Origin of the sequence: Steroidobacter flavus, assembly GCF_042651805.1 — a bacterium.
Lineage (GTDB): Bacteria > Pseudomonadota > Gammaproteobacteria > Steroidobacterales > Steroidobacteraceae > Steroidobacter > Steroidobacter flavus.
Genome location: NZ_JBHSDU010000015.1, coordinates 207,812 through 233,883 on the forward strand (window position 1 = coordinate 207,812; position 26,072 = coordinate 233,883).

The 26,072-nt window shown below is 61.3% G+C and carries 23 protein-coding genes, 1 tRNA gene and 1 other RNA gene; 5 read left to right on the forward strand and 20 right to left on the reverse strand.

What is annotated here, in order from left to right; all coding sequences use genetic code 11:
• Positions 1 to 79: 79 nt before the first annotated feature.
• From ACFPN2_RS28760 to ACFPN2_RS28780, 5 genes are read right to left on the reverse strand one after another with little or no spacing between them, the layout of a single operon-like run.
• On the reverse strand, positions 80 to 1,201 hold the full coding sequence (locus tag ACFPN2_RS28760) for a YkvI family membrane protein (RefSeq protein WP_380603131.1): 1,122 nt from the start codon (positions 1,199 to 1,201) through the stop codon (positions 80 to 82).
• Positions 1,201 to 2,238 carry an N-acetyltransferase DgcN family protein gene (locus ACFPN2_RS28765; protein ID WP_380603132.1) on the reverse strand — a complete coding sequence of 346 codons (1,038 nt, stop codon included), beginning with the start codon at positions 2,236 to 2,238 and terminating at the stop codon, positions 1,201 to 1,203. The genes ACFPN2_RS28760 and ACFPN2_RS28765 overlap by 1 nt, the downstream gene beginning before the upstream one ends.
• Before the next feature lie 21 nt (positions 2,239 to 2,259).
• Entirely contained in the window at positions 2,260 to 4,506 is a 2,247-nt protein-coding gene (locus ACFPN2_RS28770; RefSeq protein ID WP_380603134.1) for a TonB-dependent receptor, read from the reverse strand.
• Positions 4,507 to 4,551: 45 nt separating this feature from the next.
• Positions 4,552 to 5,583 (reverse strand): dipeptide epimerase, encoded by a 1,032-nt coding sequence (locus ACFPN2_RS28775; protein WP_380603136.1) that lies wholly within the window; start codon positions 5,581 to 5,583, stop codon positions 4,552 to 4,554.
• A gap of 8 nt (positions 5,584 to 5,591) precedes the next feature.
• Positions 5,592 to 7,550, reverse strand: coding sequence for a serine hydrolase domain-containing protein (locus ACFPN2_RS28780; RefSeq protein WP_380603138.1), 1,959 nt, complete (start codon positions 7,548 to 7,550; stop codon positions 5,592 to 5,594).
• A gap of 185 nt (positions 7,551 to 7,735) precedes the next feature.
• Here ACFPN2_RS28780 and ACFPN2_RS28785 point away from each other — a divergent pair, with 185 nt between their 5' ends.
• Positions 7,736 to 8,491 carry a helix-turn-helix domain-containing protein gene (locus ACFPN2_RS28785; RefSeq protein WP_380603140.1) on the forward strand — a complete coding sequence of 252 codons (756 nt, stop codon included), beginning with the start codon at positions 7,736 to 7,738 and terminating at the stop codon, positions 8,489 to 8,491.
• 7 nt (positions 8,492 to 8,498) lie between these two features.
• Here ACFPN2_RS28785 and recR read toward each other — a convergent pair whose 3' ends face one another.
• The 8 genes from recR to ACFPN2_RS28825 form a co-directional block, all read right to left on the reverse strand.
• Positions 8,499 to 9,095, reverse strand: coding sequence for a recombination mediator RecR (recR, locus tag ACFPN2_RS28790; protein WP_380606670.1), 597 nt, complete (start codon positions 9,093 to 9,095; stop codon positions 8,499 to 8,501).
• A gap of 3 nt (positions 9,096 to 9,098) precedes the next feature.
• Positions 9,099 to 9,425: a YbaB/EbfC family nucleoid-associated protein gene (locus ACFPN2_RS28795; protein ID WP_380603142.1), complete on the reverse strand. Its 327-nt coding sequence runs from the start codon at positions 9,423 to 9,425 to the stop codon at positions 9,099 to 9,101.
• Between the two features lie 14 nt (positions 9,426 to 9,439).
• Positions 9,440 to 11,116, reverse strand: coding sequence for a DNA polymerase III subunit gamma/tau (dnaX, locus tag ACFPN2_RS28800; protein ID WP_380603144.1), 1,677 nt, complete (start codon positions 11,114 to 11,116; stop codon positions 9,440 to 9,442).
• A gap of 23 nt (positions 11,117 to 11,139) precedes the next feature.
• An RNA gene (gene ffs, locus ACFPN2_RS28805) (signal recognition particle sRNA small type) lies at positions 11,140 to 11,236 on the reverse strand.
• Positions 11,237 to 11,360: 124 nt separating this feature from the next.
• Complete coding sequence (gene queF / locus ACFPN2_RS28810) at positions 11,361 to 11,822, reverse strand: preQ(1) synthase (RefSeq protein ID WP_380603146.1); 462 nt, start codon at positions 11,820 to 11,822, stop codon at positions 11,361 to 11,363.
• Positions 11,822 to 13,180, reverse strand: coding sequence for a PhoH family protein (locus tag ACFPN2_RS28815; RefSeq protein ID WP_380606672.1), 1,359 nt, complete (start codon positions 13,178 to 13,180; stop codon positions 11,822 to 11,824). Before ACFPN2_RS28815 ends, queF begins: the two co-directional genes overlap by 1 nt.
• A gap of 155 nt (positions 13,181 to 13,335) precedes the next feature.
• Positions 13,336 to 13,908, reverse strand: coding sequence for a peroxiredoxin (locus ACFPN2_RS28820; protein WP_380603148.1), 573 nt, complete (start codon positions 13,906 to 13,908; stop codon positions 13,336 to 13,338).
• Between the two features lie 4 nt (positions 13,909 to 13,912).
• Positions 13,913 to 14,440, reverse strand: coding sequence for a glycine cleavage system transcriptional repressor (locus tag ACFPN2_RS28825; RefSeq protein WP_380603150.1), 528 nt, complete (start codon positions 14,438 to 14,440; stop codon positions 13,913 to 13,915).
• A gap of 158 nt (positions 14,441 to 14,598) precedes the next feature.
• Here ACFPN2_RS28825 and dapA point away from each other — a divergent pair, with 158 nt between their 5' ends.
• Both dapA and ACFPN2_RS28835 read left to right on the forward strand, forming a co-directional pair.
• A complete protein-coding gene (gene dapA / locus ACFPN2_RS28830; protein ID WP_380603152.1) occupies positions 14,599 to 15,477 on the forward strand; it encodes a 4-hydroxy-tetrahydrodipicolinate synthase in 879 nt (292 codons plus the stop codon).
• 53 nt (positions 15,478 to 15,530) lie between these two features.
• Positions 15,531 to 15,622: transfer RNA gene (locus tag ACFPN2_RS28835), tRNA-Ser, on the forward strand.
• A 363-nt stretch (positions 15,623 to 15,985) separates the two neighbouring features.
• On the opposite strand, the gene ACFPN2_RS28840 is transcribed toward ACFPN2_RS28835, so the two are convergent.
• The 5 genes from ACFPN2_RS28840 to ACFPN2_RS28860 form a co-directional block, all read right to left on the reverse strand.
• Positions 15,986 to 16,540 carry a hypothetical protein gene (locus tag ACFPN2_RS28840; RefSeq protein ID WP_380603154.1) on the reverse strand — a complete coding sequence of 185 codons (555 nt, stop codon included), beginning with the start codon at positions 16,538 to 16,540 and terminating at the stop codon, positions 15,986 to 15,988.
• Positions 16,541 to 18,084: 1,544 nt separating this feature from the next.
• Complete coding sequence (locus ACFPN2_RS28845) at positions 18,085 to 19,899, reverse strand: phospholipase C/P1 nuclease family protein (RefSeq protein ID WP_380603156.1); 1,815 nt, start codon at positions 19,897 to 19,899, stop codon at positions 18,085 to 18,087.
• Between the two features lie 290 nt (positions 19,900 to 20,189).
• The gene (locus ACFPN2_RS28850; protein WP_380603158.1) at positions 20,190 to 20,753 is read right to left on the reverse strand and encodes a carboxypeptidase-like regulatory domain-containing protein; all 564 of its coding nucleotides are present in this window, start codon (positions 20,751 to 20,753) and stop codon (positions 20,190 to 20,192) included.
• Positions 20,754 to 20,798: 45 nt separating this feature from the next.
• A complete protein-coding gene (locus tag ACFPN2_RS28855) occupies positions 20,799 to 21,797 on the reverse strand; it encodes a hypothetical protein (RefSeq protein ID WP_380603160.1) in 999 nt (332 codons plus the stop codon).
• An 874-nt stretch (positions 21,798 to 22,671) separates the two neighbouring features.
• Positions 22,672 to 23,619, reverse strand: coding sequence for a TraB/GumN family protein (locus ACFPN2_RS28860; protein WP_380603162.1), 948 nt, complete (start codon positions 23,617 to 23,619; stop codon positions 22,672 to 22,674).
• Between the two features lie 86 nt (positions 23,620 to 23,705).
• Between ACFPN2_RS28860 and ACFPN2_RS28865 the strand changes: the two genes are divergently transcribed.
• A complete protein-coding gene (locus ACFPN2_RS28865) occupies positions 23,706 to 24,020 on the forward strand; it encodes a PadR family transcriptional regulator (RefSeq protein WP_380603164.1) in 315 nt (104 codons plus the stop codon).
• Positions 24,017 to 24,655, forward strand: coding sequence for a hypothetical protein (locus ACFPN2_RS28870; RefSeq protein WP_380603166.1), 639 nt, complete (start codon positions 24,017 to 24,019; stop codon positions 24,653 to 24,655). Before ACFPN2_RS28865 ends, ACFPN2_RS28870 begins: the two co-directional genes overlap by 4 nt.
• Here the strand turns inward: ACFPN2_RS28870 and ACFPN2_RS28875 are convergent.
• Together ACFPN2_RS28875 and ACFPN2_RS28880 are read right to left on the reverse strand one after the other, a co-directional pair.
• Positions 24,626 to 25,168, reverse strand: coding sequence for a DUF2087 domain-containing protein (locus ACFPN2_RS28875; RefSeq protein ID WP_380603168.1), 543 nt, complete (start codon positions 25,166 to 25,168; stop codon positions 24,626 to 24,628). The genes ACFPN2_RS28870 and ACFPN2_RS28875 overlap by 30 nt on opposite strands.
• 184 nt (positions 25,169 to 25,352) lie before the next feature.
• A complete protein-coding gene (locus ACFPN2_RS28880) occupies positions 25,353 to 26,054 on the reverse strand; it encodes a c-type cytochrome (RefSeq protein WP_380603169.1) in 702 nt (233 codons plus the stop codon).
• Positions 26,055 to 26,072 lie beyond the last annotated feature (18 nt).

Sequence of the window (26,072 nt, forward strand, 5' to 3'; positions counted from 1 at the left end):
TACTCCAGTGTTGTTGAGTGCCGTTCTGACCCAAGGACGGCACTCAACCCCGGATTCCGACAACGCCCCTCAGATCTTTTTAGGGAGGCGCTGTCACCGGCACCTGCTCACCCCGCCGCTGCCACAAGCGCCACACCCCGTACGTGAGCAGCGGCAACACATAGACCGCGATCAACACATACGACAGCGTGCGATAGCCGCTTGCGATCAACGCCACGAGACCGAAGCGGTCGGCAAAGAACATTGCGATGACGAGCAGGATGCCGGCCGCGACAAACCGCGCACGGGCCGGCAGATCGCGATTGAATCGAGCACGCCACACCTGCGCGATGCGCTGATTCACCGCGTGCACACTGCCCGTGCCGCTCTCGAGCAAGGCGGCGAAGATCATCAGCTGGAACACCCCATGAAACAGCGGGAAGCCCAATCGCTGCAGCATGTAGTCCGAAGGCAAGGCCTCCGCGGAGATCTCCGGGTAGTACGCCACCATGCAGACGAAGAACAGAATCGCCGGAATCATGGCGAGCGGCCCGCACAGCGCGCCGGCAATGACAGCATCGCGATTGCTTCGCAGATGACGCAGCACCGGCAGGATCGCGACCGCACCCACGATGTTGTAGCCGGTGTAAGTCACCGCGGCGAATGCCCAGCCATCGGTCGGCACGTCCAGCGCGAAGTTCGCCGCGATCCGGTCGCCGAACTTGCCGAGCGCCAGGATCAGGAACAATCCATACACGCCGTACAGGAAGAACGACACCCACTTGAACAGCTGCTCGACCGAGGCGTTACCGAAGGCGACGAACAACGCGATGCCCAGCATCAGACAGAGCGTGCCCACCATGGGCGGCCAGCCGAACAACGCCGCGCCGAGCGCACCGGCGGCGGCACCGAATACCGCCAGGATCAGCACGATCAGCAAACAATAGGAGATCTCGAACACGATCCAGCCCCGGCCGAGCAGGTGCTTGAAGAAGGTCCGATAGTCGGCGCTGTGCGTGGCCCGGGCGAACAGGAACGTCGCGATACAAATGACGCTCCAGATCGCTCCGGCGAAGATCATGCCCAGCAATCCGCCGTGCGGACCGCTCGGCAGGAAGAACTCGACCAGCTCGCGGCCAGTCGCATACCCGCCGCCGATGACCACCGCCTTGAAGGCGAAGCCCGGCAGCAGGTAGCGTTGAAACCAGGAGGAGGTTTGCATCAGCCGTTCAAGCAACGGTCGAGGAGCCGCTCGAACTCATCGCCGCCGCGAATCGGATCGGCGACCGGCAGCCCCAGTCGTTTACTCTCCGCGGCCATCAAGGCTCGTGCTTCGCTCTCCGAGAGCTTCGACGTATTCAGACTCACCCCGCCGCAGCGGATCGACGGGTTGGTGCGCCGGCCCAGTCGCAAATTCATATCGATGGTCTCCTCGAGGCTGGGCAGCGGGTAGTCTGGCATGCCCAGCACGTGATTGCGGCCGGCTTCGTGACACACGACGATCACATCGGGCTGACTGCCATGTAACAAACCGAGCGACACGGCGGCGTATGAGGGATGAAACAACGAGCCCTGCCCTTCGATCACGTCCCAATGATCCGGCGCCGCATCCGGCGACAACACTTCCGCCGCGCCCGCCTCGAAATCCGACACCACCGCATCCATCGGCATGCCGCTGCCTGCGATCATGATGCCAGTCTGACCCGTGGCACGAAAATCCGCCTTCACGCCGCGCCGCTTGAGCGCCTTCCAGATCGCGAGCGCGGTGTATTTCTTGCCCAGGGCGCAATCGGTTCCGACCGCCAGTAGTCGCTTACCACTGCGTTTACGACCACTGGCGGTCGGAATGCCTCGCGGTGGCGTGCGGACGTCGATCAAACGACGCCCATGACGCTCGGCGGCTGCAACCAACGCCGGCGTGTCGACGAGCCGTGTGTGCATTCCTCCCACCAGATCGAGCCCCGCTTCCAGCGCGGCGATCAATGACGGCATCCAGCTATCGAGAATGCGTCCGCCCATGTTGGCCACGCCGATGATCATGGAGCGGGCGCCCTTCGCGTACGCCTGCGCCGGCGTGAGCTTCGGCAGCCCCAGCGAGATGGCGTCGGGCGAGCACGCAAGCTCGCCGACGCATTGCTCGGGCGCCCAGTCCCTCAAGCCAAAAGCTGTTTTCGCGAAGCCCGCCTCGGTCGTATCGCCCAGGAACAGCAGATACGGTTGCGGCAGATCCAAAGTGGTCGAGAGATTTGCTGTTGTCACGTTGAAGTCAACTTGTATCACTTAGAACTGAAAATCGATGCTCAAACCGACGGTGCGCGGCTGAAGCACGGCAAGGTCCAGACGGACGGGCTCGTCGGCGCCGTCGGTCGTGACGCCGCCGCCGGTAAAGGCGCGCTCGTCGGTCAGATTCTTTACAAACAGGCGCACGGTCAGACTATCGAAGCGCACGTCGGCGTTGAGATCCAGCACATCGTACGCGGGCAGCGCGTACGCGCGATTCTCTTCGGTCATGACGACTTGCGACCAGCGCTCATCGACATAGCGCCAGCCGCCGCCGATGTTGGCCTCGTGGCCGCCAAAAGCCGTGAAGGCATAATTCGCGGTGATCGCCCCGCTGAATTCCGGTACGCCCGGCAGCTGCTCATCGAGCTTGTTCGGCAGGTCCGGCGGGGTCGACTTCAAAGTCGCATCCGTATAGGAGAGATTAAGACCCAGCTGCAGGCCCGCGGTTACAGAGAACAACGATTCGAGCTCGATGCCCTTGCTCTTCGCATCGCCCGCGTTGTCCAGACCGCTCACGCCAGCGAAGCTGCGGGTCTGCTGGATGTCCTGCCAATCCATATAGAACACCGCGGCGTTCACCAGCGCGCGTCCTTCCATGAGCAGGCTCTTGATGCCCAACTCGTAGTTGGTCAGCTCATCGGCGTCCACCGACCGCGGCAAGTTGAGCGCGATGGTGTTCGGGCCACCCGGTCGATAACCGGTCGCGACCCGCGCGTAGACCATGGTGTCATCGGTCACGTGCCAGCGCGGGCTGACTGCGTAGGTGAAGACGTCTTCATCAGACTCGCCCGGCTCGTTGGCGGTCTCGAGCACGACACCGCCGCTGATCTGACGAAACTTCTGATCGTTGCGCGCCAGGCGCACGCCGGTGATCACATCGAAGCTGTCGCTGATCTTGAACGTCACATCGCCGAACAGCGCGAGCTCTTTGTACTCCGAGGGCAGCGCCGCGAATGCGAAATACGGCAGGAAGCCCGGGATCAGCACGTGATTGAAATCGGTCGCGTCCACGATCTGTTCGTTCTTGCTGTCTTCCTCGGTATAGAACGCACCGATGCGCCATTGAATCGCGCCCTCGCCGCTCGAGGCGAGCCGGAACTCCTGCGTCCACTTCTCATGGTCGAGCGTGATGTTGAACTTGGCGAGGCCCGGATCGAACGGCGCGCCGGGCAGCTCCAGCAGCACGCTGTAGATGGGAAAGAACGCACCGAACGTGATGCTTGCGTCCTGGGTTTGCGAGGTGTGAGTTTTCGAGTAGCTGGTCGCGGACACGAACTCACCCCAGCCGAGGCCCCAGTTGAGCGTCGCCGAGTAGTAGTCCACATCCTTGCTGAAAGGCTCCTCGTTCGGAATCGAGGTGCCGAGATCGCCGAAGCTGCGAGTGCCGCGATATGGATCGACGCTGGTCAACCCTAACGCCATCGAACCGTTGTTGTCCGAATCCAGACGCTGCCACATGCCGCCGATCTTCAACGAGGCGTTCTCGTTGATCTGCCACTTGAGCGCGAGGCGGCCGCCACTCTGCTCGAGCTCGTTCATGTCCTGCTTGCCGGTGTAGAGGTTGTCGATGTACCCCGGCGTGTTCTGTTGGAAGTAACTGGCGCGTAGCGCGACCGTGTCGCCCAACGGCACGTTGACGCCCGCACGTGCGCCCCAGCCCAGATCGTCGGCGCCGCTCACATCGGAGCCTTCCACACCGGCGCGGAATTCGAGCGCGTCGGCGCTCGGTTCTTTCAGCACATACTTGAGCAAGCCGCCCATGGAGCCTGCGCCATACAGCGTGCCCTGCGGACCGCGCAGCACCTCGACGCGCTCGATGTCATAGGGCATGAGATCGAGCGCAAAGCCGGTGGCGCGAGCGTAGTTGTTGCTCGCACCCAGCGGCGTGTCATCGACATAAGTTCCCACCACCGACCCCGGGCCCACCGGTGCGATACCGCGCAAGGTGATGCTCGTCTGGCCGGGGCTGCCGCCGTTCGTGATATTGATACCGGGCATGTAGGCCGCGTAGTCCTGCAGCTGCGTCGCATGCACGCGCGTCAACTGTTCCTCGGCGAACGCGCTCACCGACACCGGCACGTCCTGCACGCTCTCGCTGCGCTTCTGCGCGGTCACGACGATCTCGTCGATCACGCCCGACTGAGCTTCGGCTGCTTTCACATTGGTCGCGCTCATCAACAGCGCGAATGCGCTGCTCGAAACGCCTATCGTCATCCTTCTCGACAGACTCGAAACACTATTCATGGTCGCTCCCCATTAATAATTGTCGATGACCGCACTGAAATCGAATTACTTGCCGTCTCCCCAAACGTTAGCCGCGCAATACACACTGCCGTCCTGATACGTCAGGCTGGGTTGACGGTCCTCTGCCAGAAACACCGGTCCATCCAGATCGACGTAGTCGCACAACTGCGCGACCACGAAGGACGGCGCCATGGCGAGGCTGGTGCCCACCATGTTGCCGACCATGACTTGCATGCCGAGGCGCCGCGCCTCGTGCGCCATCGCAAGTCCTTCAGTCAAACCACCGCATTTATCGAGTTTGATATTCACGACTTGAAAGCGGCCGCGCAGACCGCGCACGTCGGCGAGCCCCTGCACGCTCTCATCGGCCGCAAGCGGAATCGGGCTCTTGAATCCGTCGAGGTCGGCTTCGCGACCGCGCGGTAACGGCTGCTCGACGAGCTTCACGCCCGCCTCGACGAACGCCGGCATGATCGCTTTGAGTTTTTCGATGGAATAACCCTGGTTCGCATCGACGCCCATCCACACGTCGGGACGCAGGCGGCGCACGGCACGCACACGCTCCTTGTCCATCTGCAAATCGCCATCGAGCTTCAACTTCAGCGCTTTGGCGTGCGGTAACGCTTCGGCCGCACTCACGACCGCCGGCGGACCGTCGGCGCTCAATGTGAAGGTCGTAATGCGTGGCACGACTTCGTTCACGCCCGCCAATCGCCACACCGGCATGCCCGCGTGCTTGGCCTCGAGATCCCACAGCGCGCAATCGAGCGCGTTGCGAGCACCGCCTGGCGGCAAGAGCTCGAGCAACTGCGCACGCGTGATGCCGCTCTCGATGACCGCGCGATGGGCCTCGAGCGTTGCGACGATCTGCTCAGGGGTGTCCTTGAGGTAATACACGCCCGCCGCCTCACCGCGACCGCGTCCCCGCTCGCTCTCCAACGTGACGACCACCACCGGCACTTCGGTGAAGGTGTAGCCGGAGATCCGGAACGGATTGCGCAAGCGCAAGCGCTCGATCTCGACCTGCATTTGCATGGGAACCGCGGTGCTCATCATCATCGCCTCAGCCGTGCTCATGATTTCCTCTAGTAATTGGTATCGAATGCGATGAGATGGAACGTCAACGCGAGATACAGCAGCACGAGTAGCGACAACGCCACCACGACTGCCCAGAGCTTCGCGTACCACTTGCGCGGGCTTCGCACGACGACCCACGCATTCCAGACACCGAGCGCCGCGCCGCCGACGAACACGACGAGCGACAGCAATTGCATCAGCCACACCCAGGTGTCGGAGCTCTCCGAGAGCAACGCGAGGTTGCCCATCATCTTGCCGATCGTCATGGCCCAGCCGATGCAGAGCACGACCGCCGCGGTCGCTGCAATTCGGACCCAGCGATGCGCCTTGGCATCCTCACCCGACAACCCGTAAGCCACGCCGTAGTGACGACGCACGAGCGCGGACACCGGCCAGGCAACGCTCGTGAGCAACAGCGCGATCAACCCACCGATGACCGCCGTCAGCAGCCAGCCCGAACGCGAGGCCGGCGTGCGATCGAACATCATGAAGGGCGAGATGCCATCGAAGCTGAAGCGGACCACCTGCCCGTCCTTCACCTGCGCCGACAGCAGATTCTTGCCATCGACATCGCGATACACGAACGGCTCGATCTCACGCCATTTGATCGGTGCGCCCGCGAGGTTCGTCGCCATCGACACACTGATGGTGTGGTCCGGATTCGGAGTGACTTTGATGGGACCGGCGAGGCCCAGCAGCTTGAAGAAGCTCGAGTCGGCGCGACGCGAGTTCTCATATTCGCCGGCCATCATGCGGGCGTGCTCGGCCGCGGTCTTCTCATCGACCTTGCCGTCCAATGGCGAGCCCGGCAGATACCGATCGACGAACTGATCGAACAACGTGCTGCGGATCTGATGAGCCGCGGGTCCCTTGCCGGCGCTGTTCACAGAGATATACATACCGACGCCGTCGTCGATGAACAGATGCAGATCGCTATGAAACCAGTTGGTATCGCCGCCATGACCGAGCGCGCGATGGCCGTTGTAATTCTGCTCATAAAAGCCGAGCAGCATGCGATGCACGCGCGGCAGGATGGTCAGCGCGGTCGAGTGCATTTGTTTCGCGGTGTCTTCCTGCAGAATGCGCGCTGAGCCGGCCGCGCCGTTTTGTAGATGAGCGATCATGAACTTCGCCATGTCCGCCCCCGAAGCCGCGAGACTGCCGGCCGGCGACACGCCAACGATCTCATAGGGCTTCGCTTCGCCCGAGGAGGCCAGCTGATAACCGCTCGACATCAGCGGCTTCAAATTGTCGGGCAGCGGCTGACGGAAGCTTGCGTGCTGCATGCCCAGCGGCACGAAGATGTTCTGTTCGATGTAGTCGTAGAACGGCACGCCCGAGACGCGCTGAACGATGTAACCGGCGAGCGCGGTCGCGTAGTTGGAATACGCCGGCGTCGTGCCCGGCGCGAAAATCCGCTCCGGCACCCAGGTCTTCAGCCGCTCATCGAACGACTTCGTGTTGGCTTCACCGCCCATCAAGCCCTTCAGCTGCTCTTCGAAGCCCGCCGTGTGGGTCATGATGTTGCGCAGAGTGATGGGCTGACCGTCGCGCGCCGGAATCTTAAAGTCGAGATACTCATTAACGTCGGCATCCAGATCGAGCTTGCCCTGCTCGACCTGCTGCATCACCGCCGTCCAGGTGAACAACTTGGAGATCGAGCCCGGACGAAACAATGTGAGCTCCGGATCAACCGGCTTGCGCGTTTTCACGTCCGAGTAGCCGTAGCCCTTCTGCACCAGGACCTGACCGTCCTTCACGACGACCACGACGGCGCCGGCGATATCGCCGGTCTGCAGCGCGTACGGCAGATAGCCATCCAGCCAGGCCTCGACGTTCTCGCGGGTCAGTGGGGCCGCGCCGGTCAGTTCTGCCTGTGGCACGGCGGCCTCGGTCGCGGGCCCGGGCGGCGGCAGCGGCGCGCCCTCCTGTGCCAGGCCCAGACTGGCCCAGCCAAACAGGACCATCCCTAACGTCGTCCTGGTTATCGCTGTAGGTAAGCGCATCGGATCCTCACCTGAATCGGGGCCGCTCTGGCGGCGGCGGTATTTTCTCCTATTGGCAATAATAGTCCTGATTAGAGAATCGTCAACCTGATCGTGCAAAACAACGGCGCTGCGCGCCCCACCCGGTCCGTTACAATGACCCGCAAATGAAAACACCCAAAGCTGCCGAAAAATCCGCTGCGTTGCCCGAGCGGCCCGCGGACAAGCCGACGCTCGGTCGCGTACTGCGTTCCCTACGCACGCGTAACGACTGGACGCTGAAGGAGATGAGCGATCGCACCGGCATTCCGCTGTCGACGCTCGCGAAGGTCGAGCACGACCGGCTCACGCTCACCTATGACAAGCTGTTGCAGTTGAGCGAGCGCTTGAAGATCCGCATGTCGGATCTGTTCGCCGAGTCGAGCGAGCCGTCGGCTCAGCCGGTCACCGCCCGACGCAGCATCGGCAGAATGGAGCGCGCGATCCGCGTCAACACGCCCAACTACGATTATTTCTATTTATGCGCGGAGCTGCGCCGGAAACGGATGATCCCCATCCTGACGCGCATTCGCGCCAAGAGCGTCGAGGAATTCGGCGAGCTGGTGCATCACTCGGGTGAGGAATATATCTACGTGCTCGAAGGCCAGGTGGAGATCCACACCGAGTTCTACGATCCCATCGTGCTCTCGGCCGGCGAGTCCATTTATATCGATTCGAACATGGGCCACGCGTACGTCGCCGCCGAGGGCTGCGATGAAGCGACCGTGCTGGGCGTGTGCTCGAGCGCGGATGAGGAAGATTTGATGGAGTCGCTGATGGAATTGCACGGCGACGATCAGGTGCGGTTGTCGCCGCCCGAAGAAACATCGCGTGCGACGCCGGCCGCCAAGCCCAAGGCACGCGCGAAAAAGACCGCCGCTTAGCGGCGTATCAGGTCAGGGTTCGGCGCCCGGCGAGTGCATGAGCCAGCGTACCGCCGTCCACATACTCGAGCTCGCCGCCGATCGGCACGCCGTGCGCGATACGACTGGATTTCACATTGCGGCGAGCGGCGATTTCGGCGATCACATGCGCGGTGGCATCGCCTTCCACGGTCGTGTTGGTGGCGAGAATCGCCTCAGTGATCTCACCCTCGGCCAGCAATGTTTCCAATTGCGCAAAGCCGAGCTCGTCGGGGCCGATGCCATCGAGCGGCGACAAGTGCCCCATCAAGACGAAATAAGTGCCGCGATAACTGCCTGACTGCTCGATCGCCGCGACATCGGCGGGCGATTCCACCACGCACAACGTGCCGCGATCGCGCGAGGCGTTGGCGCAGATCGGACACAGCTCCGCATCGGCAAACATCCGGCAGCGCTGGCACCGACCGACCCCGACCACCGCCTTCTGCAAGGCGTCGGCCAGCAAGCCGGCGGCGTTCCGATCCTTTTCCAGCAAATGAAACGCCATGCGCTGCGCCGACTTCGGCCCGACCCCGGGCAGACAACGCAGCGCCTCGATCAGGCGAATGAGAGAAGGCGGGTAGATCACTTAGAACGGCATTTTGAACCCGGGCGGCAGGTTCAGGCCACCCATGAGCGACGACATTCTTTCCTGGGTCGTGCGCTCGACCTTCTGCACGGCGTCGTTGATGGCCGCGGCGATCAGGTCTTCCAGCATGTCCTTATCGTCGCTGCTCACGATGGACGCATCCAGGCTCACGCGACGCACTTCGTGCTTGCCGGTCATCACGACCTTGGCCATACCGCCGCCCGCCTCGCCCGTGACTTCGAGCTGGGCGATCTCGGCCTGCGCACGCTGCATATTGGCTTGCAGCTGTTGCGCCTGTTTCATCATGTTGCCGATATTGCCTTTCATAACTCAACACTCCGTCAATGATTGTCGGTCGGCCGGATCGACTCGGGCGTGACCGTCGCGCCGAAGATCTCTTTCATGGCGCGAATGTTGGGATCGTTCTCGATGGACGAGCGCGCATTCTGCAAGCGATCGTCCGCCGCGGCCTTGAGCTGACGCGCCGGTGTGTTCATCACCTCACCGCCACCTTCGCCTTCGACGAACTCCAGCACCACGGGCTCGCCGTAGTACGTGCTCAGCGCCTGCTTGAGCTTTTCTTCCATCATGGCCGTGCGGTAGTGCGCGCCTTCCGGAGCGAGCGACAGACGCACCTTGTTACCTTGCCGGCCGAGGAACGCGCAATTCGCCGCGAGCTGACGTGTGATACCGCCGAGGCCCATCTGCGCGACCATCGCATTCCAATCGCCGTCGCTGCCTGAGGCCGCAGCCGGTGCGGCCGCTGCGGCTGGCGCAGACGGTGCAGCGACACTGGGTGCAGGCGCCTGAGCTTGTTGAACCGGAGCCGCGGCAGCTGCACGCACGGACGCCGGCACACCGCCACCCGACGCGCCCGCTGAACGGACCGGCGCCGGAGCGGCCGACGGCGCACTGCCAGCCGAGGCCACCACTTCCTGCGCGCTGAACGCCAACATGCGCAACAACACCATCTCGAATCCGCCGCGCGCATCGGGCGCAAGCTCGAGATCGCGACGACCGACGATGGCGATCTGATAGAACAGCTGCGCATCTTCCGGCGTGATCGCCGCGGCCAGCTTCTTATACGCCTCGACGTCGTCCGACTCGTCGATCTGCATATCGGGCACGACCTGCAACAGCGCGAGCTTCTGTAACAGCGCCGCGAGCTCGGCGAGCACTTCGCGATAATCCGGCGCGTGCTCATCCAAGTCGTTCGCGCGATCGAGCACCTTGCGCGCATCACGCGCAATCAGCGCTTCGACGATACCGAACACCTGCGCACGATCCAGCGTGCCGAGCATGGTGCGCGTGTCGTCGGCGGTGAGCTTGCCGCCACCGAACGCGATGACTTGATCGAGCAGACTCAGCGCATCGCGCATGCTGCCTTCAGCGGCGCGGGCGACCATGCGCAGCGCCTCCGCTTCGAACTCGATGTTCTCCTGCTCGCAAATGAACTTGAGCCGATTGAGAATCATCGCCGGCGGAAAACGCTTCAGGTTGAACTGCAAGCAGCGCGACAGCACCGTCACCGGCAGCTTCTGCGGATCGGTGGTCGCGAGCAGGAACTTGACGTGCGGCGGCGGCTCTTCGAGCGTCTTCAGCAACGCATTGAACGAATGCGTCGAGAGCATGTGCACTTCGTCGATCAGGTAGACCTTGTAGCGACCGCGCGCCGGTGCGTACTGCACGTTATCGAGCAGCTCGCGCGTGTCATCGACCTTGGTGCGCGAGGCGGCGTCGACTTCGATCAGGTCGACGAAGCGCCCCTCGTCGATCTCGCGACAGGCACTGCAGACGCCGCACGGCGTCGGCGTCATGCCAGTTTCGCAATTCAGCGACTTGGCGAGAATGCGCGCGATGGTCGTTTTGCCTACGCCTCGCGTGCCGGTGAACAGGAACGCGTGGTGCACCCGCCCGGTCTGCAGCGCGTTCACGAGCGCACGCATCACGTGATCCTGGCCAGCCAGCTCAGTAAAACTGCGCGGCCGCCATTTGCGGGCGAGAGCTAGATAGGACATGCGGGAACCTTGATGGAGACGGCCCGCGCCGGCGCTTCTCCGGCGCCCGATATCACCGTTACCGTTGCTCCCTTCCGGGCCTGGCGGGGTTCGCGGCTGATCGTCGCGGAGAAACCGACGCGAGCCGCCATAGAAGCCCACGAAAATCGGCAGTCGATTTGAGGCGGCGGAATATACCAGACGACAACGGTTTGCCGTAGATCCGTCTGCGGAATCCTACGGCGCGCCGTGGCGACGGCCTTACCTAACCTCGCCCCCGGTATCCGGGCACACCCTGGTCTGGCAGCCACAGGTCCTTGGGAGGCGCCCCGGTCTGCCAGAACACGTCTATGGGGATGCCGCCGCGCGGATACCAGTACCCGCCGATGCGCAGCCAGCGCGGTTTCAGGAAGTCCACGAGGCGTGCGCCGATGGCGACCGTGCAGTCCTCATGGAACGCGCCGTGATTGCGGAACGAGCCCAGGTACAGCTTGAGCGACTTGCTCTCGACCAGCCACTGCTTCGGCACGTAGTCGATCACGAGGTGCGCAAAGTCGGGCTGACCGGTCACCGGGCACAGCGACGTGAACTCAGGCGCCGTGAAGCGCGCGAGATACTGCTTGTCCGGATGCGGATTCGGCACGCGCTCGAGCGTCGCCTCCTCCGGCGACTGCGGCAAGGCCACCTGCGAGCCGAGCTGCGAAAGTTTTTTATCGCCCTTCGCCATCACAGAATCTCAGAGGCATAGTCAGCCAACCGCGAGCGCTCACCGCGCATCAGCGTGATGTGGCCGGCGTGCGACCAATCCCGGAACCGGTTGACGACATAGGTCAGGCCCGAGGTGGTCTCCGTGAGGTACGGCGTGTCGATCTGCGCGATGTTGCCGAGGCAGACCACTTTCGTACCCGGGCCGGAGCGCGTCACCAGCGCCTTCATCTGCTTCGCGGTGAGATTCTGCGCTTCGTCCAGAATCAGGAACCGATTGAGGAACGTGCGACCGCGCATGAAATTCAGCGAACGGATCTTGATCCGGTTGCGCAGCAGATCGTTGGTCGCCGCGCGCCCCCAGTTGCCGCCCTCCTGGCTCTGCGTCAGCACCTCGAGGTTGTCCATCAGCGCCCCCATCCACGGCTCCATCTTTTCTTCCTCCGTACCGGGCAGGAAGCCGATGTCTTCGCCGAGCGGAATGGTCACGCGCGTCATGATGATTTCGCTGTAGCGATTGCTCTCCAGCGTCTGCGCCAGGCCCGCCGCGAGCGTCAACAACGTTTTACCGGTGCCGGCAGGACCCAAAATAGTCACGAAGTCGATCTCGGGATCGAGCAGCAGATTCAACGCGAAGTTCTGTTCGCGATTGCGCGCATTGATGCCCCAGATGCTGTGCCGCTCGTTGCGAAAGTCACGGATCAGCTCGAGCACCGCCTCGTTGCCGTCGATCTTGCGAACGATGGCTTCCAGCCCGTTCGCGTCCTGCTGAAACAGGAACTGATTGACGTGCCAGTCGCGCACCATCGGGCCATGCACTCGATAATACGTGCGCGTCTGCTCCTGCCAGGAGTGCATGTTCTTGCCATGCTTCTCCCAGAAGTTGGCCGGCAGCTCCTGCAGGCCGGTGTACAGCAGGTCCGCATCCTCGATGGTCTTGTCGTTGTAATAGTCTTCCGAGTAGACGCCGATGATGGACGCCTTGATGCGCAGGTTGATGTCCTTCGACACCAGCGTGACGCGCGCATCCGGATGTTCCTTTTGCAAGGCCAGCGCCTGGCCGAGGATGGCGTTGTCCGCGCCGTGCCCGGGCAACGTGTCGGGCAGACCGCCCACCAGCACTTTGGTCTGAAAGAACAGCCGGCCCGCGATCGGCTTCTTCTGGCCGTTGATGTATTTGCTGGTGGGCAGCTCGATGCCCGCGTCGATCGCGGCCTTGTCGACACCGACCATCAGCTCATCGAGGAAGCGACTCACCTGCCGCACGTTACGCGCCGCTTCCGACAAACCCTTCTTACCGGCGTCGAGCTCTTCCAGCACGATCATCGGAATGTAGACGTCGTGCTCGTCGAAACGAAAAATCGAAGTCGGGTCGTGCATCAGGACGTTGGTGTCCAGCACGAAAATCCGTCGCTGGCCGCGCTTGCCCGGGCGACTGCGCTTGTCGCCGGCCTTGTGTTCGCTCGATTCGGCTTTGGCCATGTGGGGTGTCGTCACTCCTATGAAAGGGATGAGAGCAGAGTACGGCGCCGCTGTTACAGAGCTTTGGCAGCGTCGAGCACGGCCTCGGCGTGACCGGGCACTTTCACCTTGCGCCATTCCTGACGCAGCACACCGTCCGCGTCGATCAGGAAGGTGCTGCGCTCCACGCCCATGAACTTGCGGCCGTACAGGCTTTTCTCTTTGTAGACGTCGAACAGCTGGCACAGCGCCTGGCTCTCATCCGAGAGCAGCTCGAACGGAAACCGATACTTCTCCTTGAATTTCTCGTGCGAGGCGATGCTGTCGGTGGAGACACCGAGAATCATCGTGTTCGCTTTCTTGAACGCCGGCGCGAGATCGCGAAACGCCTCGCCCTCGGTCGTGCAACCCGGCGTGTTGTCGCGAGGATAGAAATAGATCACGAGGTTCTTGCCGGCGGCCTCGCTCGACTTCCACGAGCCGCCACCCGTGACCAGACTGGAGAACGCGGGGACCTTCTTGCCTACCGCGATCTTGCCCGAGCCGCCGCTACTCTTCGCTGGCGCGCTCTTGGCGACCGGCGCTTTCCTGGCGGGAGCTTTCTTGGCCGTTGTCTTCGCGGCGGGAGACGCTTTTTTTGCCGGCATCAGATTAGGACTTTACGGGTTCGAGAATGGCGTCGAGGTTGAGCTGATCGCACAAATCCATGAATTCCTCGCGCAATGCCGCGATATGAATCTTCGCTGGAATGTGGACGACCATCTGTACGGAAAACATTGGCGCGCCGGTATGCGCGGCCGCGTAGCTGCGCGTATTCAGCTCGGCGATATCGATGCCGCGCGCACTGAAGAAACCGGCCAGGTTGTGCACGATGCCCGGCTGATCCAGGCACACCACATCGACCGAATATGTGACCACATCCTTGCGCGGCGGGCGCTGATCGGTGCGCCGGAGGCTGATGGTGATGCCGGAAGCATCGCTGAGCTTTTTCAGCTCCGTTTCCAGCTTGGCGAGCGTGTGCCAGTTGCCGGACACCAGCAACAGCATGGCGAACTCGCTACCGAACGAGCTCATGCGGCTGTCGACGATGTTACCGGAGCAGTCGAGCACCACGCGGGTCAGATCGTAGACGAGACCGGTGCGATCGCTGCCGAGAGCGGAAATGACGATGAACTGCATCGAATGCCTGACTGGATTTACGGGTCGCCAGTTTACACGCACCCGGCGCGAGTCAGAACGCGAATTCCGGGGGGCTTGCATTCGGGCGTCCTGCCCATCGCGTGCGTAACTGCCGTTAACTTTGGTACGATCGCGCCCCTTCCCCTTCGAGGATGACCATGTTTAGCGGCAGCATCGTGGCGCTCGTCACGCCGATGCAGGCGGATGGCTCTGTAGATAACAGCGCCCTGGACCGTCTGGTCGATTTCCACGTCGCCAATGGCACCAACGCCATCGTCGCCGTCGGCACCACCGGCGAATCCCCGACGCTGAGCGTCGAGGAGCACATCGGCGTGGTCAAACGCGTGGTCGACCGTGCCGCCAAGCGCCTCCCCGTGATCGCCGGCACCGGCGCCAACTCGACCCGCGAGGCCATCGAGCTGACCCGGCTGGCCAAAGACGTGGGTGTCGATGCCTGCCTCTCGGTCGTCCCCTACTACAACAAGCCGACCCAGGAAGGCCTGTATCAACACTTCAAAGCCATCGCGCAAGCCGTGAATGTGCCCATCGTGTTGTACAACGTGCCCGGTCGCACCGTGGTCGACATGAAGCCGGAGACCGTTCAGCGACTGACCGAATTTCCGAACATCATCGGCCTGAAAGAAGCCTGCTCCCTGGAGCGTAACCGCGAATTGTTAAACCGCGTCGGTGGCCGCCTCGCGCTGTTCTCGGGCGATGATGACCTCGCCTGCGAAGCGGTGCTGGCCGGCTTCAACGGGGTGATCTCGGTGACGGCCAACATCGCGCCGCGACAGGTCCGGGCCGTGATCGACGCCGCGCTGGCCGGCAAGCGCGAGGAAGCCCGCAAGCTCGACATGAAGCTCCAGCCGCTCCACAAGTCGATGTTCCTGGAGAGCAACCCGATCCCGGTGAAATGGGCCGTCTCCCGCCTCGGCCTGTGCGGCGACACCGTGCGCCTGCCGCTGGTGGCCCTGTCCCGCCAGCACCAGGCCCCGATCCTGGAAGCCATGCAGTCGGCGGGCATCGCGTTCGCCTGAACAAACGTTACTTGGGAACGGGCGCGACGTAGTGTAATCTTCGCGCCCTGTACGGAGAGATGGCCGAGCGGTCGAAGGCGCTGGACTGGAATTCCAGTAACATCCTCACAGGTGTTCCAGGGTTCGAATCCCTGTCTCTCCGCCAAATCAGAAACTTGCGCTCGGTCCGCCGAGCGCGGCACCTCGCCCCCCTCGCTGGTTTCCATTTTGTTTCCACTCTGGGCCATGAGTTTGGCCATCTGATCGCTCGTCCCTCGCCGCACCTTCGGTATCGCGTGGGCATAGATCTTGAGCGTGATGTACACGTTGGCGTGGCCAAGTCCCTCGAAACGTCGGCGATGTTGCCCCCCCTGCTCCAGTAGTTGCTCGCCCATGAGTGACGCAGGTCGTGATACCGACCCGGCGAACTCCTGAGCGCTTGAATGCTGGATAGATTCCCCGCTGCAACAGGGCGTTCGCCTGCATCGGCAGCCCCGTCACCGAAGGACATACAAGGTTGCGCTCGCTATCACTTGAGCTCGGCGATCAACGGCATTGGCAATTCGATCGTGCGTTCTGCGGATCTCTGCAATGCACGCTCAAGATCGATTCGTCCCACTCCAGGCCCAGCACTTCTGCTTGGCGAGGGCAGCAGTAGGCAGCGAGCGCAATCGGCGCGCGATACGGGTCCACCGTCCCGGTCGACGGCTCGTACAAGCTCGCCAGGCGTCAAGATGTTTTCCTCAATGACGCTGTCTTCTCCATCCTCTGCTGATTCTTCCGTGGGTAGCTTGTCAATGCGCTCGGCAACATTCTTCGTCGCCAAGTTGTGGCCGCTCACGTAGAAACCAATCGATGTCAGGATGCCGAGACACTTATTGATCGTGCGCGGACCTGGATCGAGCGGCTTGAGCCAAGCCGTCGGGTCATCTTTCTGAAGCTCGCGCAGCTTATTGTCCCTAGCGAGCTGCACGCTCTCGGGTACACCCTTCTGCATGTCTGCCCGAAACTCTTCGACACTCAAGCGCGAAATCGACTCCGACTTCCTGGGACCGAAATACGGCAGCAGATAGCAATCGAGCATTGGTTGGTAGTCCGAGCTCGCCGATGCGCGCAGTCGTACCTTTGCTATCGAGCCATTTCTTCGCGATCTGAGCAAACGTGAGTCGGCCTCGAACCGGAGCATAGATACCCGAGTCCACTTCGATGAGCCGCTCTTGAAGCAGCACTCCAGCGGCTCGCTTCTCGATCGCCAATGTCTCGAACGCTCCTTTGGGCACCTCGATGTGCCTGCGGCCATTCTGATCACGAAAATCTGCCACGTAACGGCCGCGATTCTTTCGAACAATTGCCATACAGATCTCCGGATCGAAATATCACCCGGTCCAATCAGCAAAGCTTGACCGCACCTACGGCGCGCTGAGTGTGGCCGCCCCTGTATCCAACAGCGGCGACGATCTCATCCTCACGTGCAGCAATTGAGCAAAACGAACTCAGCCTTCCAAACGAAGGATCTCCGAATTTGGGATTGTCCTCACCGCGACACCCCTCCGAGCTGCCGAGCGTTCGCCGCCGATATGCATCACATGCCATGATCTCGGAAAGATCTCGCTCCGAAAATCCGGCTCAGTGGTTTGATAGGATCGAATTCTTCGAACGAACGACAGGGCGCGATGACCGATTCGGAGATACCCAATGGTCCGCGATATGCAAGTGCATCGCCGCCGCGTATCGCCCAAAAGTCGGCGATTCTCTCAGCTGAGCGTCGGATTACTTCTGTCGTTCGTCGAGGGCAATCTGCCCTGGCTCTGGCTGCCAGCGGCCACATCCGATTAAGCCTAGTCGCTGGCCACGCATGGCCTTTCGAAATGGGGTCACGCCATTCAAGGAGTGCCGGCGTTGACCTCTACCCACGCAATTTTTGGAGCCCCCCCCTGGGCCACACCCTGAAAAACCAATCCTGACGGTTCTCCCTTTCGAGTGAGCGAGCATCAGCGCCGGCCAGATATAGATCATAAATTTATCGTCATTTAGATCTCCGTATCCATACTGGCCGGAGCATGCACCATCTACGATCGTTGCATAGCTAGTTAGCTTCACATATCCGCCGTTAGACGCGGGGTGGATCTGCAATGCGGCTATAGTGCTAGTCATCGTGATATCGGCAAGACAGGGCCCAGACCATAGCGTACAGAGTGCTGCAATTAATATATTCTTCACTCGCAATCTCCTGCTGTAATTCATGTCATTCCTCCAAGATCTGTCTGCTTAAATCCTGCCGAGCGCTGCTGCGCGTCCACTGAAGTGGATCTTCGAGATGCCCCGTCTACTTTTGACATCGTGACTTGAATGCTCTTTGAGCACCCTACGGTCCTTGACAGCCACGAAGTCGATCGTCACCTTTATACTTCCGCACGACCGCGATCGATACCAGCAGTCAGCGACAGACTGCTCGCGCCGCATATCGCACTGATCACAAGGGCCATGCTCGTAACTCCTGCAATCATCGTCACGGTCGTCCCATGCTGGTTGACCGTGCCGCCGTAGTCAGCCTGAACCTGCTGAGCCACTGCCGCCATTGAAAGCGCAGCAATCGCCCGCGCGTTTGTAGAGCGCTGGCCTCTTGCTCTATTGAATCGCGATCCAACCCGTATTTCCGTTCAGAAAGTGCTGCCCGGCCCGATCGGTGTAGTAAACATTGCCGTTACCGCTGCAGGAGAATCCCGGCGTTTCCGGATCGGTGATCGTGGTCGTCAGCGTGTACCGCTGATGGGAGCCCGCCGTGACCGCGACACTCGTCGAGGAGCCGCTGCCCACTTTGTTGAAGGTCAAGCGCGCCACGTTCTTGCCATTCAAGTTCACGTCGGTATAACCGGCGCTGCACCCGGCGCCCGACCATCCACCGCGCCCGATAGTGATGCTGATCCGATCCTCGATGCGATCACCATTGTTGAGTGTTTGGTTCGGGCAGGAGACCGTGGCGGTCCACAACGTTCCAGGATCACTATTGCCGGTGACGCGAACCCGAACCTTAGTGGTCCCAAGCGTTGCCGGATCGAACGGATAGGTCCAGGTGTGCCAGCCGCTCACCATGTTGGTGGTGGTGACGAGCACTGACTGAGCCGAGTTCTCCGCGCGAATCTCGAACTTATCCGGAATCGAGTAGGCTTCAAACTCGACCTGCACGGGCCCCGCATCTGTACCCAGCTCCATCAATTGGTTGTAACCTTCAGAGGAACCGCCCGCCGATATTTCCTGCCCGCAGGGCACCGGCGGCGGTGAGTAATTCATCACCTTGCCGGCCGCACGTGGTGTCGGCTCGATTCCGATGGTTCCAAAGAAGACAGCTACGACTTTACTCGCAGTGCTCGGCGGCTCGGCCAGCGTTGGCGTCGATTGGCCGGTTGCCAGCGTGCCGACCCAGGGCGTCGCACCGGGCACAGGCAACCTCTGCCCGCTGGCGGACTCATAGTACAGCTCGAATTGGCCCATCATGGTCTCCGCCGCTTCATTCCTGATCGTCCACCCCGACCCGGACGCAACGCGACTCAGGCTGAGCTTGCCGGCGAAGAAATGATTGATAAGTCCGGCCGAAAACCCGACGGCTCGCGGCAACAACAGCGGATACTGCTGATCGTAGACATAGGAGTTGACACCGAACACCATGCTGAATCCGCTGTTTTGCAGCAGCCGGTCGAGCAGCGACTGCGCGGCCAGCACCTTGTTGGGTTGTGAGCCGAACGCATAGCCATCGAAGATCGACCCCGTCACCACCTGGATGGGGCCAGAGACACTGCTGTTGTCGTGCAAATGAATGGTGACATTTCTCGGCTCAATGCTCTTACCTTGACCGTTGGGCAGCGGGAAGTCGGGATTCGCCTGCACAGTGTTGCCACTCGTCGTAAAGCCCGTGCTCTGACTGATGAAGTTGTGAGACGTGTACTCCGCCATGCCGACATACATCGGGCCGCTGGAGCCCGAACTGATCCAGTAGTCTCGCGCACGTGCAAAGCTCGGCGTCGGATAGGAGTTGTTGCTGACGATCGTAGCGATGCTCGTGTTGATAAAATCCTCAGTATAACCCTCGATCCAGCCTCGGTCGGGGGGATTGTACGGCGAATGCGCCTCGTTACGGGTGTGAGCAGGCTGTGACATATCTTGCAGGTGATGCACAACGTGGCCGAGGGTTTGCAACACCAGGCCCATGGAATTCTGGCGATCCGCGGCATTTTGTTGGGTGAGCGCGAGGTAGAGGTTGCCCTGTGCATCTCGATACGAGAAATTCTGTGGACGACCGCCGGGCGAACACTGCACCGAGAACGTGCTCACTTGACCGTTGTCCTCCAAGGCCCAGTTCGGCGACGCATGCCCTAGGGTGACACTGGCAAACTCGAGCGCGCGTCCGCCATGCTGTGGGTCGAAGAAATGATTGAATACGCGCATCCATCCGTCTGCGCAGACAGCCCTATCTTCGACAATGGCACCGTGCCCAACCAGATTACGAGGCGTTTGCAAAGGTTCCGGGAGGCCATCGGCCGACACGCTTCTGTATTGACTTGCCGAGTCGAAGCCGAGATCGCTGAATAGCGCCGGATCCGTCAATCTCGATCGATCGAAGGCCAGTTCTGAGAGTATCTCGTGCGTAGATGGCTCATAAGCAAGCGCCAAATTGCCGACGGCGAGCACGCCTAGTGCCAAGCACATCCGTGTGAGTGCATTCTTCATATTGAAACTCAGTGTGTCTCAGCGTTACACAGCCCACTTTCCAGCGGCAGATCGCTACGGATGCCAGCCCTGTCGAACTCGCCTCGGAGTCGCACCAATGCATGAATCATCTGGGCAGCCAATGACCACTCGCAGCGGCCGATGACGAAGTTGACATTCAAGGGCCTCCAGAATTCGTCCATCTGCGAGGCATAGCTTTCAGCGGTACCCTCGAAGCGCCGTAAACGCAACATCTCCACGTGTGCGCTATCCTTGGAGTTGGGCGGCCGACGAACCACCAAAGGCTCGTAGCCGTTTTTAAATACCCGGACGGTGGGATCGGAGGCATCCACGGTCGTGCCCATGGGAGGGCGTTTCGGCCCCCACGCAGGAATCTGGAAGCGCCCTGCGGCGTCTGTCACCCGTTCGAAAATCCCCAGCTGTCCCTGCGGATAACCTTCCATTCCTTTGATCTGCCAATTGACCAGCACAATAGCGCCGGCGATGGGCGCATCGGTGCCTTCATCGACAACGCGACCGTCGATGGCTTCCGAGCGCCACGCCTTCGTGCAGCCGTTCAACGCAAGCAGCATACAAACAACCCAGCTGCTCATCACTGCCACACGGACTCGCATCGATCAGAACTCCTCGAGCTGCCAGCGATTGCTCGACTTACGAAACACGATCAAGTGCAGGTAAGTGCTGCCGTTGTACGTCTGCGTGATGGCGTACTCCGCGAAAGTGGCCGTGGTACTCACTTCGCGCGGCTGGGCAAGTGTTGAGGTGAAGGTCGTCACCGCGGGGCCAAGGTTGGTCAGGCCTGTCATGTATCTCGCCTGCGTCACCGGCGAAATGAACTGCTGAGCGGACGCCAAGTCACCCGCGTCGAGCGCTGCGCAGAAGGCGCGCCAGGCCATCATGACTCGATCCTCCTCATCTTGAGGCGCCGCGAACAAGCCATCGGCGCTGGCGGCGAACACAGTATCGATCGTTCCATTGGTACGTAACACGAGATCGGCGCGGCCGTCTCTGTTGGTATCGACCAACGACACGCTGTGGGTCGAGCCGCTAATGTCCACGCCGAGATTGGCCGCCGAGAGCTGCTGTGACAAGACCGGCGCGCCTGTGCTCGAAGACGTCACGATGACGAAATTCGGCGATCCGTTCGCCCTACCCCGCAGCAGCATCGCATTATTCCCCGTTCCCAGCACATCGCCGAATACCAGATCGTGACTGCTAGCCTGCCAGGCGGGGTGATTGATCAGCGTCGCGTCGGGATTCGCCGAGAGAGTGTACGTCCCGCCAGATGAGAGCAGCACGAAGGTCGGACTAGCGGGCTTGAGCACGATCGGCACAAGCAAATCGATGTCGACGAACGTGATGCTCACCCGCGCTTTGACCAGCACATCCAGCGTGCCGTCGCCATTCACATCTCCGCTGGATACGAGATACTCGGCACGTTGCAGGGCATACTGATATTGCGGCGGAATGGTTTGAGCCTGCGCCCCACCGACAGGCACAAGAACCGCGGCGATGAAGCCGCCCAACGCCGTCCACTTCTTGCGGATTGTTTGTTGATCGGCTCCTAGAGCGGTGACCTCATTTGCGCTGCTCCCTAGCTCGGATGATTGCTCCATATCTTCGGCCCGCGATTAATCTTCTGTCCGTCCAGTGTGAGATTCTTTCCGAGTTGCTGTCAATATTGCGTCGGTAGTTAGAATCTAAATCAGGGATTCACCGAACGATCAACAGCTCCTCGTGGTAGGGTCAACGACCTCGTTGACCCTACCACGCACCTGTATGTGGCGAATTGAGCATCACGCGGCCGCATGCAGCTGATACAACCCACAGTGAGATCGCAACTGATAGTCGTCGAGAGCAATCACGTTGCGCGCGGCTGAGCAGATCAGGGTGACGTCCTTCAATGACGCATGAACCGAGCCGTGATTGTAGTAGTCACGGAAGTGCCGCAGCCTCCGTTCGAGATCTCGGGCACCCTAGAGGGAAACGTGATCCAACAGCTCTCGACGTACGGTTCCGAAGTTCCGATCACTCGCTCAACGAACGAGTGTGATAGTGGCATATGCGGCACGGTCTGGATCTGGGTCAATTCAAGAATGCGCAGATTGGCCTGCGGGTCCTGGTCGCTGCTGAGTTGACGCGGCAGTCTGGGTACGCTCGCGATTACGTGATTGAACATTCGGCACAGGGCTGGACCATCTACCGCCCCTGGGCACGTTTCTCGGATTCGCTCTGGGGAGCATCGCCGTCGATGTGCTGATCACGTGGGAAGCAACGACGATGAACTGGATCGCTCTCCGTTTGGGCGAAGACGGAGCCGCTCATCCTCGTTAGCCTGCTCCTTCCCTACGGAGCCTACCTGCTGGCGGAGCACTTGCACCGCTCGGGGGATCCTGGCGGCAATTGCCGCCAGGATCCCCATGACTTATGCGGAACTGCGAGGCCTCGCATTGGGAACCATTCGCGTGTGTCGCGCCTGCCCAATCCAGTTCAGCGGGGCTCAGCCACGCCATAGCCCGCCGCGCGCAAGCTCGCCACAACGCTCTTTCCTCGCGACACCACGTGGATCGGCAACACCACCAGCGTCGTCTCATTCCGATTCAGCGCCCGCTCCAGCGCACTGAGCAGCTTGTTCTCCGCCTCGAGCTGCAGCTGCCCGACTTGCTCCTGACTCAGGAACGGCCAGCTATACGCCAACGACTGGGCGTACGAAGCATCGGCGTCCACCAACGTCCTCAACACGTCCATATCCCCGAGCGCCCACGCGTTCGCGCGATCTCGCGCCTGGGTCATGTCCGCTTCGAGGCGATCCATCGTCTCGACCAGATATTTGACGCTGTTCTCGCGCGAGCGCCGCGAGCTGCCCTTATCAGATGGCACCGGCCCCATCTCATAGTCCAGTCGACGAATGGGCACCGCATTCGCGCCGGCGACTTGATAGATCCTGCGCCACACGTCATCGCCGTAGCTCAGTCCGATTCGCTCATAAGCGCGTGAGCGAAGTAACAAGGCCGCGGCCGTGGGCAGAAGCTTCTCTGTTTCCGGATCGTCGCCGATGTACTTGTCTCTCAGAGACCGCCACCGCGCATACACCTTACGAGGCAAGACCTCTTTGAGTTTCCGTCCTTGCGACTGATATGGCTTCGCGTCCTTCACACGCAACGAGGCCGAGTACGGCCCTAACACTTCGTTCGACGCCGCGATCACCGCTTCAACTTGTTTCGATCGCCACACCATGCCTCGCGGCGTCGGAACATAGGTTCCGAGAATCCATAGCGTGTGCGAGCCCTTCGACACCTTCCACAGTCCCGGCCCGGGCTGCTCGCCCAGCACCAGCACTTCTTCGGGCACGCCCACGGGAGTACTCATCTCAGACGCGAACACCGCCGCGGGAAGCAGCCAATAGAACAGAACACAGCAAACACGGATGGTGGTCATCGTTTCCTTGAGACGTTGCTCACATGTTGTAACACCATGATAAACGACTCCTTGACGCCAAACTCCACATATGTAGACTTATCGCCATGCCACGCTCACGCCGCCCCTCCGGTCAGACGCTCAACCTGCTCCGCAGCCTCATCGAGGAGCCGAAGCAGTGGCGACATGGCTATGAGTTGTCCAAAGCCACCGAGCTCATGTCCGGCACGCTCTATCCCATCTTGATGCGTCTGTCCGAGCGAGGATTGCTCGAGCACAAGTGGGTGCCGCCCGAAGAAGGCGGTCGCCTGCCCCGCCACGTCTATCGCTTGACTGCGAAGGGTCTGTCGCACGCGAAGGAACAAATCGAGCTGTGCGCGGCGACCCATGCGACGTCCGGTCGCCCGCTGCGTCACGCATGAACGATCTCATCTCACTCTGCCTGCGATTGGCCGCCGCGCTAATGGGCAAACACGGCAGTGAGTGGTCGCGTGCGATGAATGCCGAATTGAATCATGTGCCCAACAACGATCGACTCTTGTGGGCGCTGGGTTGTGTGCTTGCAGCCGTGAAATGGAGGTTCGAGACCATGCGCAGCGGAAATTTCCAAGTCTCTCGAGGCGTGTTGCTCCTGGAGCTGCTGCTTTGTTTCCTGCCAATCAGCCTGGGCTGGTGGGACGCGGTGTTTGGACAATCCGGTGTGCTCGGCCTGAATCAAAGCATCATTCAGGATCACTTCACCGCGACGCCGCTCGGCCGCGTCATCCTCGGCATGATGATCGGCAGCGCCCTCATCGGCCTCGCGGGACCGATCGGATTGTTTCTAACCTCACGCGCGGTGATCACAGGCGCAGGCCTGCGAAGCCGCGCGCTCGGCATCGCGATGATTGCAGGCGTCACGCTCTACATCGTTGCATCCATCCTGCTACGCCTGTTCACCGGGCCGGGCGCTTACGCCGCCGACATGGGCTTCATCGTTCTGATCGGCCTGCTACCTGCGCTCGGCACGGCTCATCTCATGTATCTCTCACGCGCCGAGCCGCAGCCGAGTCACTAACGGCCGTAGTTCCGCGGGCGGCTTCTGCTCGATGCGACGGTATTCGCTGCCGTCCAACGTGCGTTGAACCAGCCGCCAGCCGATCAACGCCCGGCGTAGCAGCGCGTGATCGCCAAACACGTGCCAGCGCTTGATCAATTCGCTGATTTGTTTCTCGCTGAAGGTTTGGCGACTCGCAAGGCGCGACCACAGCACCCACAAACACAGGTCTTGAAGCGCAGCCGCCGTCGGCCAACGCAGCAGGCGGCCTTGCTCATCGAACAATCGCACGGCTCGCTCAACCAATGCGTAATCGACAGGAGCGGGAGCCGGCGGGGCCGGCATTTGCAGACGCTGCTGGGCCTCCATCACCCCTTTGCAGTGCTGATAGTTTCTGAAACCCGCCGAGCGGCACAGCAGGTTGAGCATTTCGACATGACCCGGCGGCTCGGGCAGCTTGCCGAGCTGTTCGCGCACGGATTTGGCGAACCCCGACAGATCGGCGATTTGTAACGACAGGGCGACTCTGGACATGACTCATCCTCTTCGCGCCGTTCTCTAGGAAACGTCGATGGTCGCCGGCTTTCGACAACGGCACGGGACAAGTGCGTGTCTATGGGAAATTGGGCAGGTTTAGCTCCCCTGGACGGGGCGGCGACGCCTCGGTGAACTGCAGACCGTGCGCCATGATAGCGGCATCGCCGCCGGAACGCGACTGTCAGTTGTTGCTGGTACCGTCGTTATTCATGCGCTCATGGTCCTTGATCGGGCCGCGCATCCTCGACAGATAATCGGCCACCGCCGTCGCCTCTTCCGTATCCAGGCTATCGAAGTAACGCACCAGGTCCGCATCGACATTCAGACGATGCCATGAAGCGATCGAACGCATCTGGCGCACCAGATAGGCGTAATGCTGATCGCGCACCGAAGGAATGAAACCGTCGTCGTCGCCCCGGCCGTCTTCCTGATGACAGGAGGCGCACTGATCCTGAAAGATGGCTTCGCCCAGCTCCAGCCCCCGGCCATCGCCGGTTTGCGGAAAACTGGCGCGCGGTAACGAGTTCAGATAGCCGGACAGATCGGCCCACGCCTGCTCATCGGCCAGCCCGGGCTTGTTGATGACGGCATGCATCTCACGACTCGCCCGCTCATCTTCGCTGAAATCCGCCAGCTGCTTCACCAGATATGCGCGCCGCTGCCCGGCCAGCGACGGAATCACCCGGCTCGCACTCCCGAGCGCCCGCTGGCCGTGACACTGGGCACATTCAGCGGCATATAACTTTTCACCGCGCGCGATGTTCTGATCGAGCTGCAAGGCGTTGCGAATCTTCTCATCGACGCTCGATGGCGAAGCGACCACCGTGCCGACAGACAGCACGGACAGCAGCGCCGAGGCGACCACAAGTCGTAGAACGGGCATGGGCACTCCTTGGAATCC

What these genes read in the sequence shown, in the direction of transcription:
- ACFPN2_RS28760 (WP_380603131.1), bottom strand. Translation starts at nt 1,201, where the DNA reads ATGCAAACCTCCTCCTGGTTTCAACGCTACCTGCTGCCGGGCTTCGCC.
- ACFPN2_RS28770 (WP_380603134.1), bottom strand. Translation starts at nt 4,506, where the DNA reads ATGAATAGTGTTTCGAGTCTGTCGAGAAGGATGACGATAGGCGTTTCG.
- ACFPN2_RS28775 (WP_380603136.1), bottom strand. Translation starts at nt 5,583, where the DNA reads ATGAGCACGGCTGAGGCGATGATGATGAGCACCGCGGTTCCCATGCAA.
- ACFPN2_RS28780 (WP_380603138.1), bottom strand. Translation starts at nt 7,550, where the DNA reads ATGGTCCTGTTTGGCTGGGCCAGTCTGGGCCTGGCACAGGAGGGCGCG.
- ACFPN2_RS28785 (WP_380603140.1), top strand. Translation starts at nt 7,736, where the DNA reads ATGAAAACACCCAAAGCTGCCGAAAAATCCGCTGCGTTGCCCGAGCGG.
- ACFPN2_RS28795 (WP_380603142.1), bottom strand. Translation starts at nt 9,425, where the DNA reads ATGAAAGGCAATATCGGCAACATGATGAAACAGGCGCAACAGCTGCAA.
- dnaX (WP_380603144.1), bottom strand. Translation starts at nt 11,116, where the DNA reads ATGTCCTATCTAGCTCTCGCCCGCAAATGGCGGCCGCGCAGTTTTACT.
- queF (WP_380603146.1), bottom strand. Translation starts at nt 11,822, where the DNA reads ATGGCGAAGGGCGATAAAAAACTTTCGCAGCTCGGCTCGCAGGTGGCC.
- ACFPN2_RS28815 (WP_380606672.1), bottom strand. Translation starts at nt 13,180, where the DNA reads ATGCACGACCCGACTTCGATTTTTCGTTTCGACGAGCACGACGTCTAC.
- ACFPN2_RS28820 (WP_380603148.1), bottom strand. Translation starts at nt 13,908, where the DNA reads ATGCCGGCAAAAAAAGCGTCTCCCGCCGCGAAGACAACGGCCAAGAAA.
- ACFPN2_RS28825 (WP_380603150.1), bottom strand. Translation starts at nt 14,440, where the DNA reads ATGCAGTTCATCGTCATTTCCGCTCTCGGCAGCGATCGCACCGGTCTC.
- dapA (WP_380603152.1), top strand. Translation starts at nt 14,599, where the DNA reads ATGTTTAGCGGCAGCATCGTGGCGCTCGTCACGCCGATGCAGGCGGAT.
- ACFPN2_RS28840 (WP_380603154.1), bottom strand. Translation starts at nt 16,540, where the DNA reads ATGCTCGATTGCTATCTGCTGCCGTATTTCGGTCCCAGGAAGTCGGAG.
- ACFPN2_RS28845 (WP_380603156.1), bottom strand. Translation starts at nt 19,899, where the DNA reads ATGCGCGTATTCAATCATTTCTTCGACCCACAGCATGGCGGACGCGCG.
- ACFPN2_RS28850 (WP_380603158.1), bottom strand. Translation starts at nt 20,753, where the DNA reads ATGCTGCTTGCGTTGAACGGCTGCACGAAGGCGTGGCGCTCGGAAGCC.
- ACFPN2_RS28855 (WP_380603160.1), bottom strand. Translation starts at nt 21,797, where the DNA reads ATGGAGCAATCATCCGAGCTAGGGAGCAGCGCAAATGAGGTCACCGCT.
- ACFPN2_RS28860 (WP_380603162.1), bottom strand. Translation starts at nt 23,619, where the DNA reads ATGACCACCATCCGTGTTTGCTGTGTTCTGTTCTATTGGCTGCTTCCC.
- ACFPN2_RS28865 (WP_380603164.1), top strand. Translation starts at nt 23,706, where the DNA reads ATGCCACGCTCACGCCGCCCCTCCGGTCAGACGCTCAACCTGCTCCGC.
- ACFPN2_RS28870 (WP_380603166.1), top strand. Translation starts at nt 24,017, where the DNA reads ATGAACGATCTCATCTCACTCTGCCTGCGATTGGCCGCCGCGCTAATG.
- ACFPN2_RS28875 (WP_380603168.1), bottom strand. Translation starts at nt 25,168, where the DNA reads ATGTCCAGAGTCGCCCTGTCGTTACAAATCGCCGATCTGTCGGGGTTC.
- ACFPN2_RS28880 (WP_380603169.1), bottom strand. Translation starts at nt 26,054, where the DNA reads ATGCCCGTTCTACGACTTGTGGTCGCCTCGGCGCTGCTGTCCGTGCTG.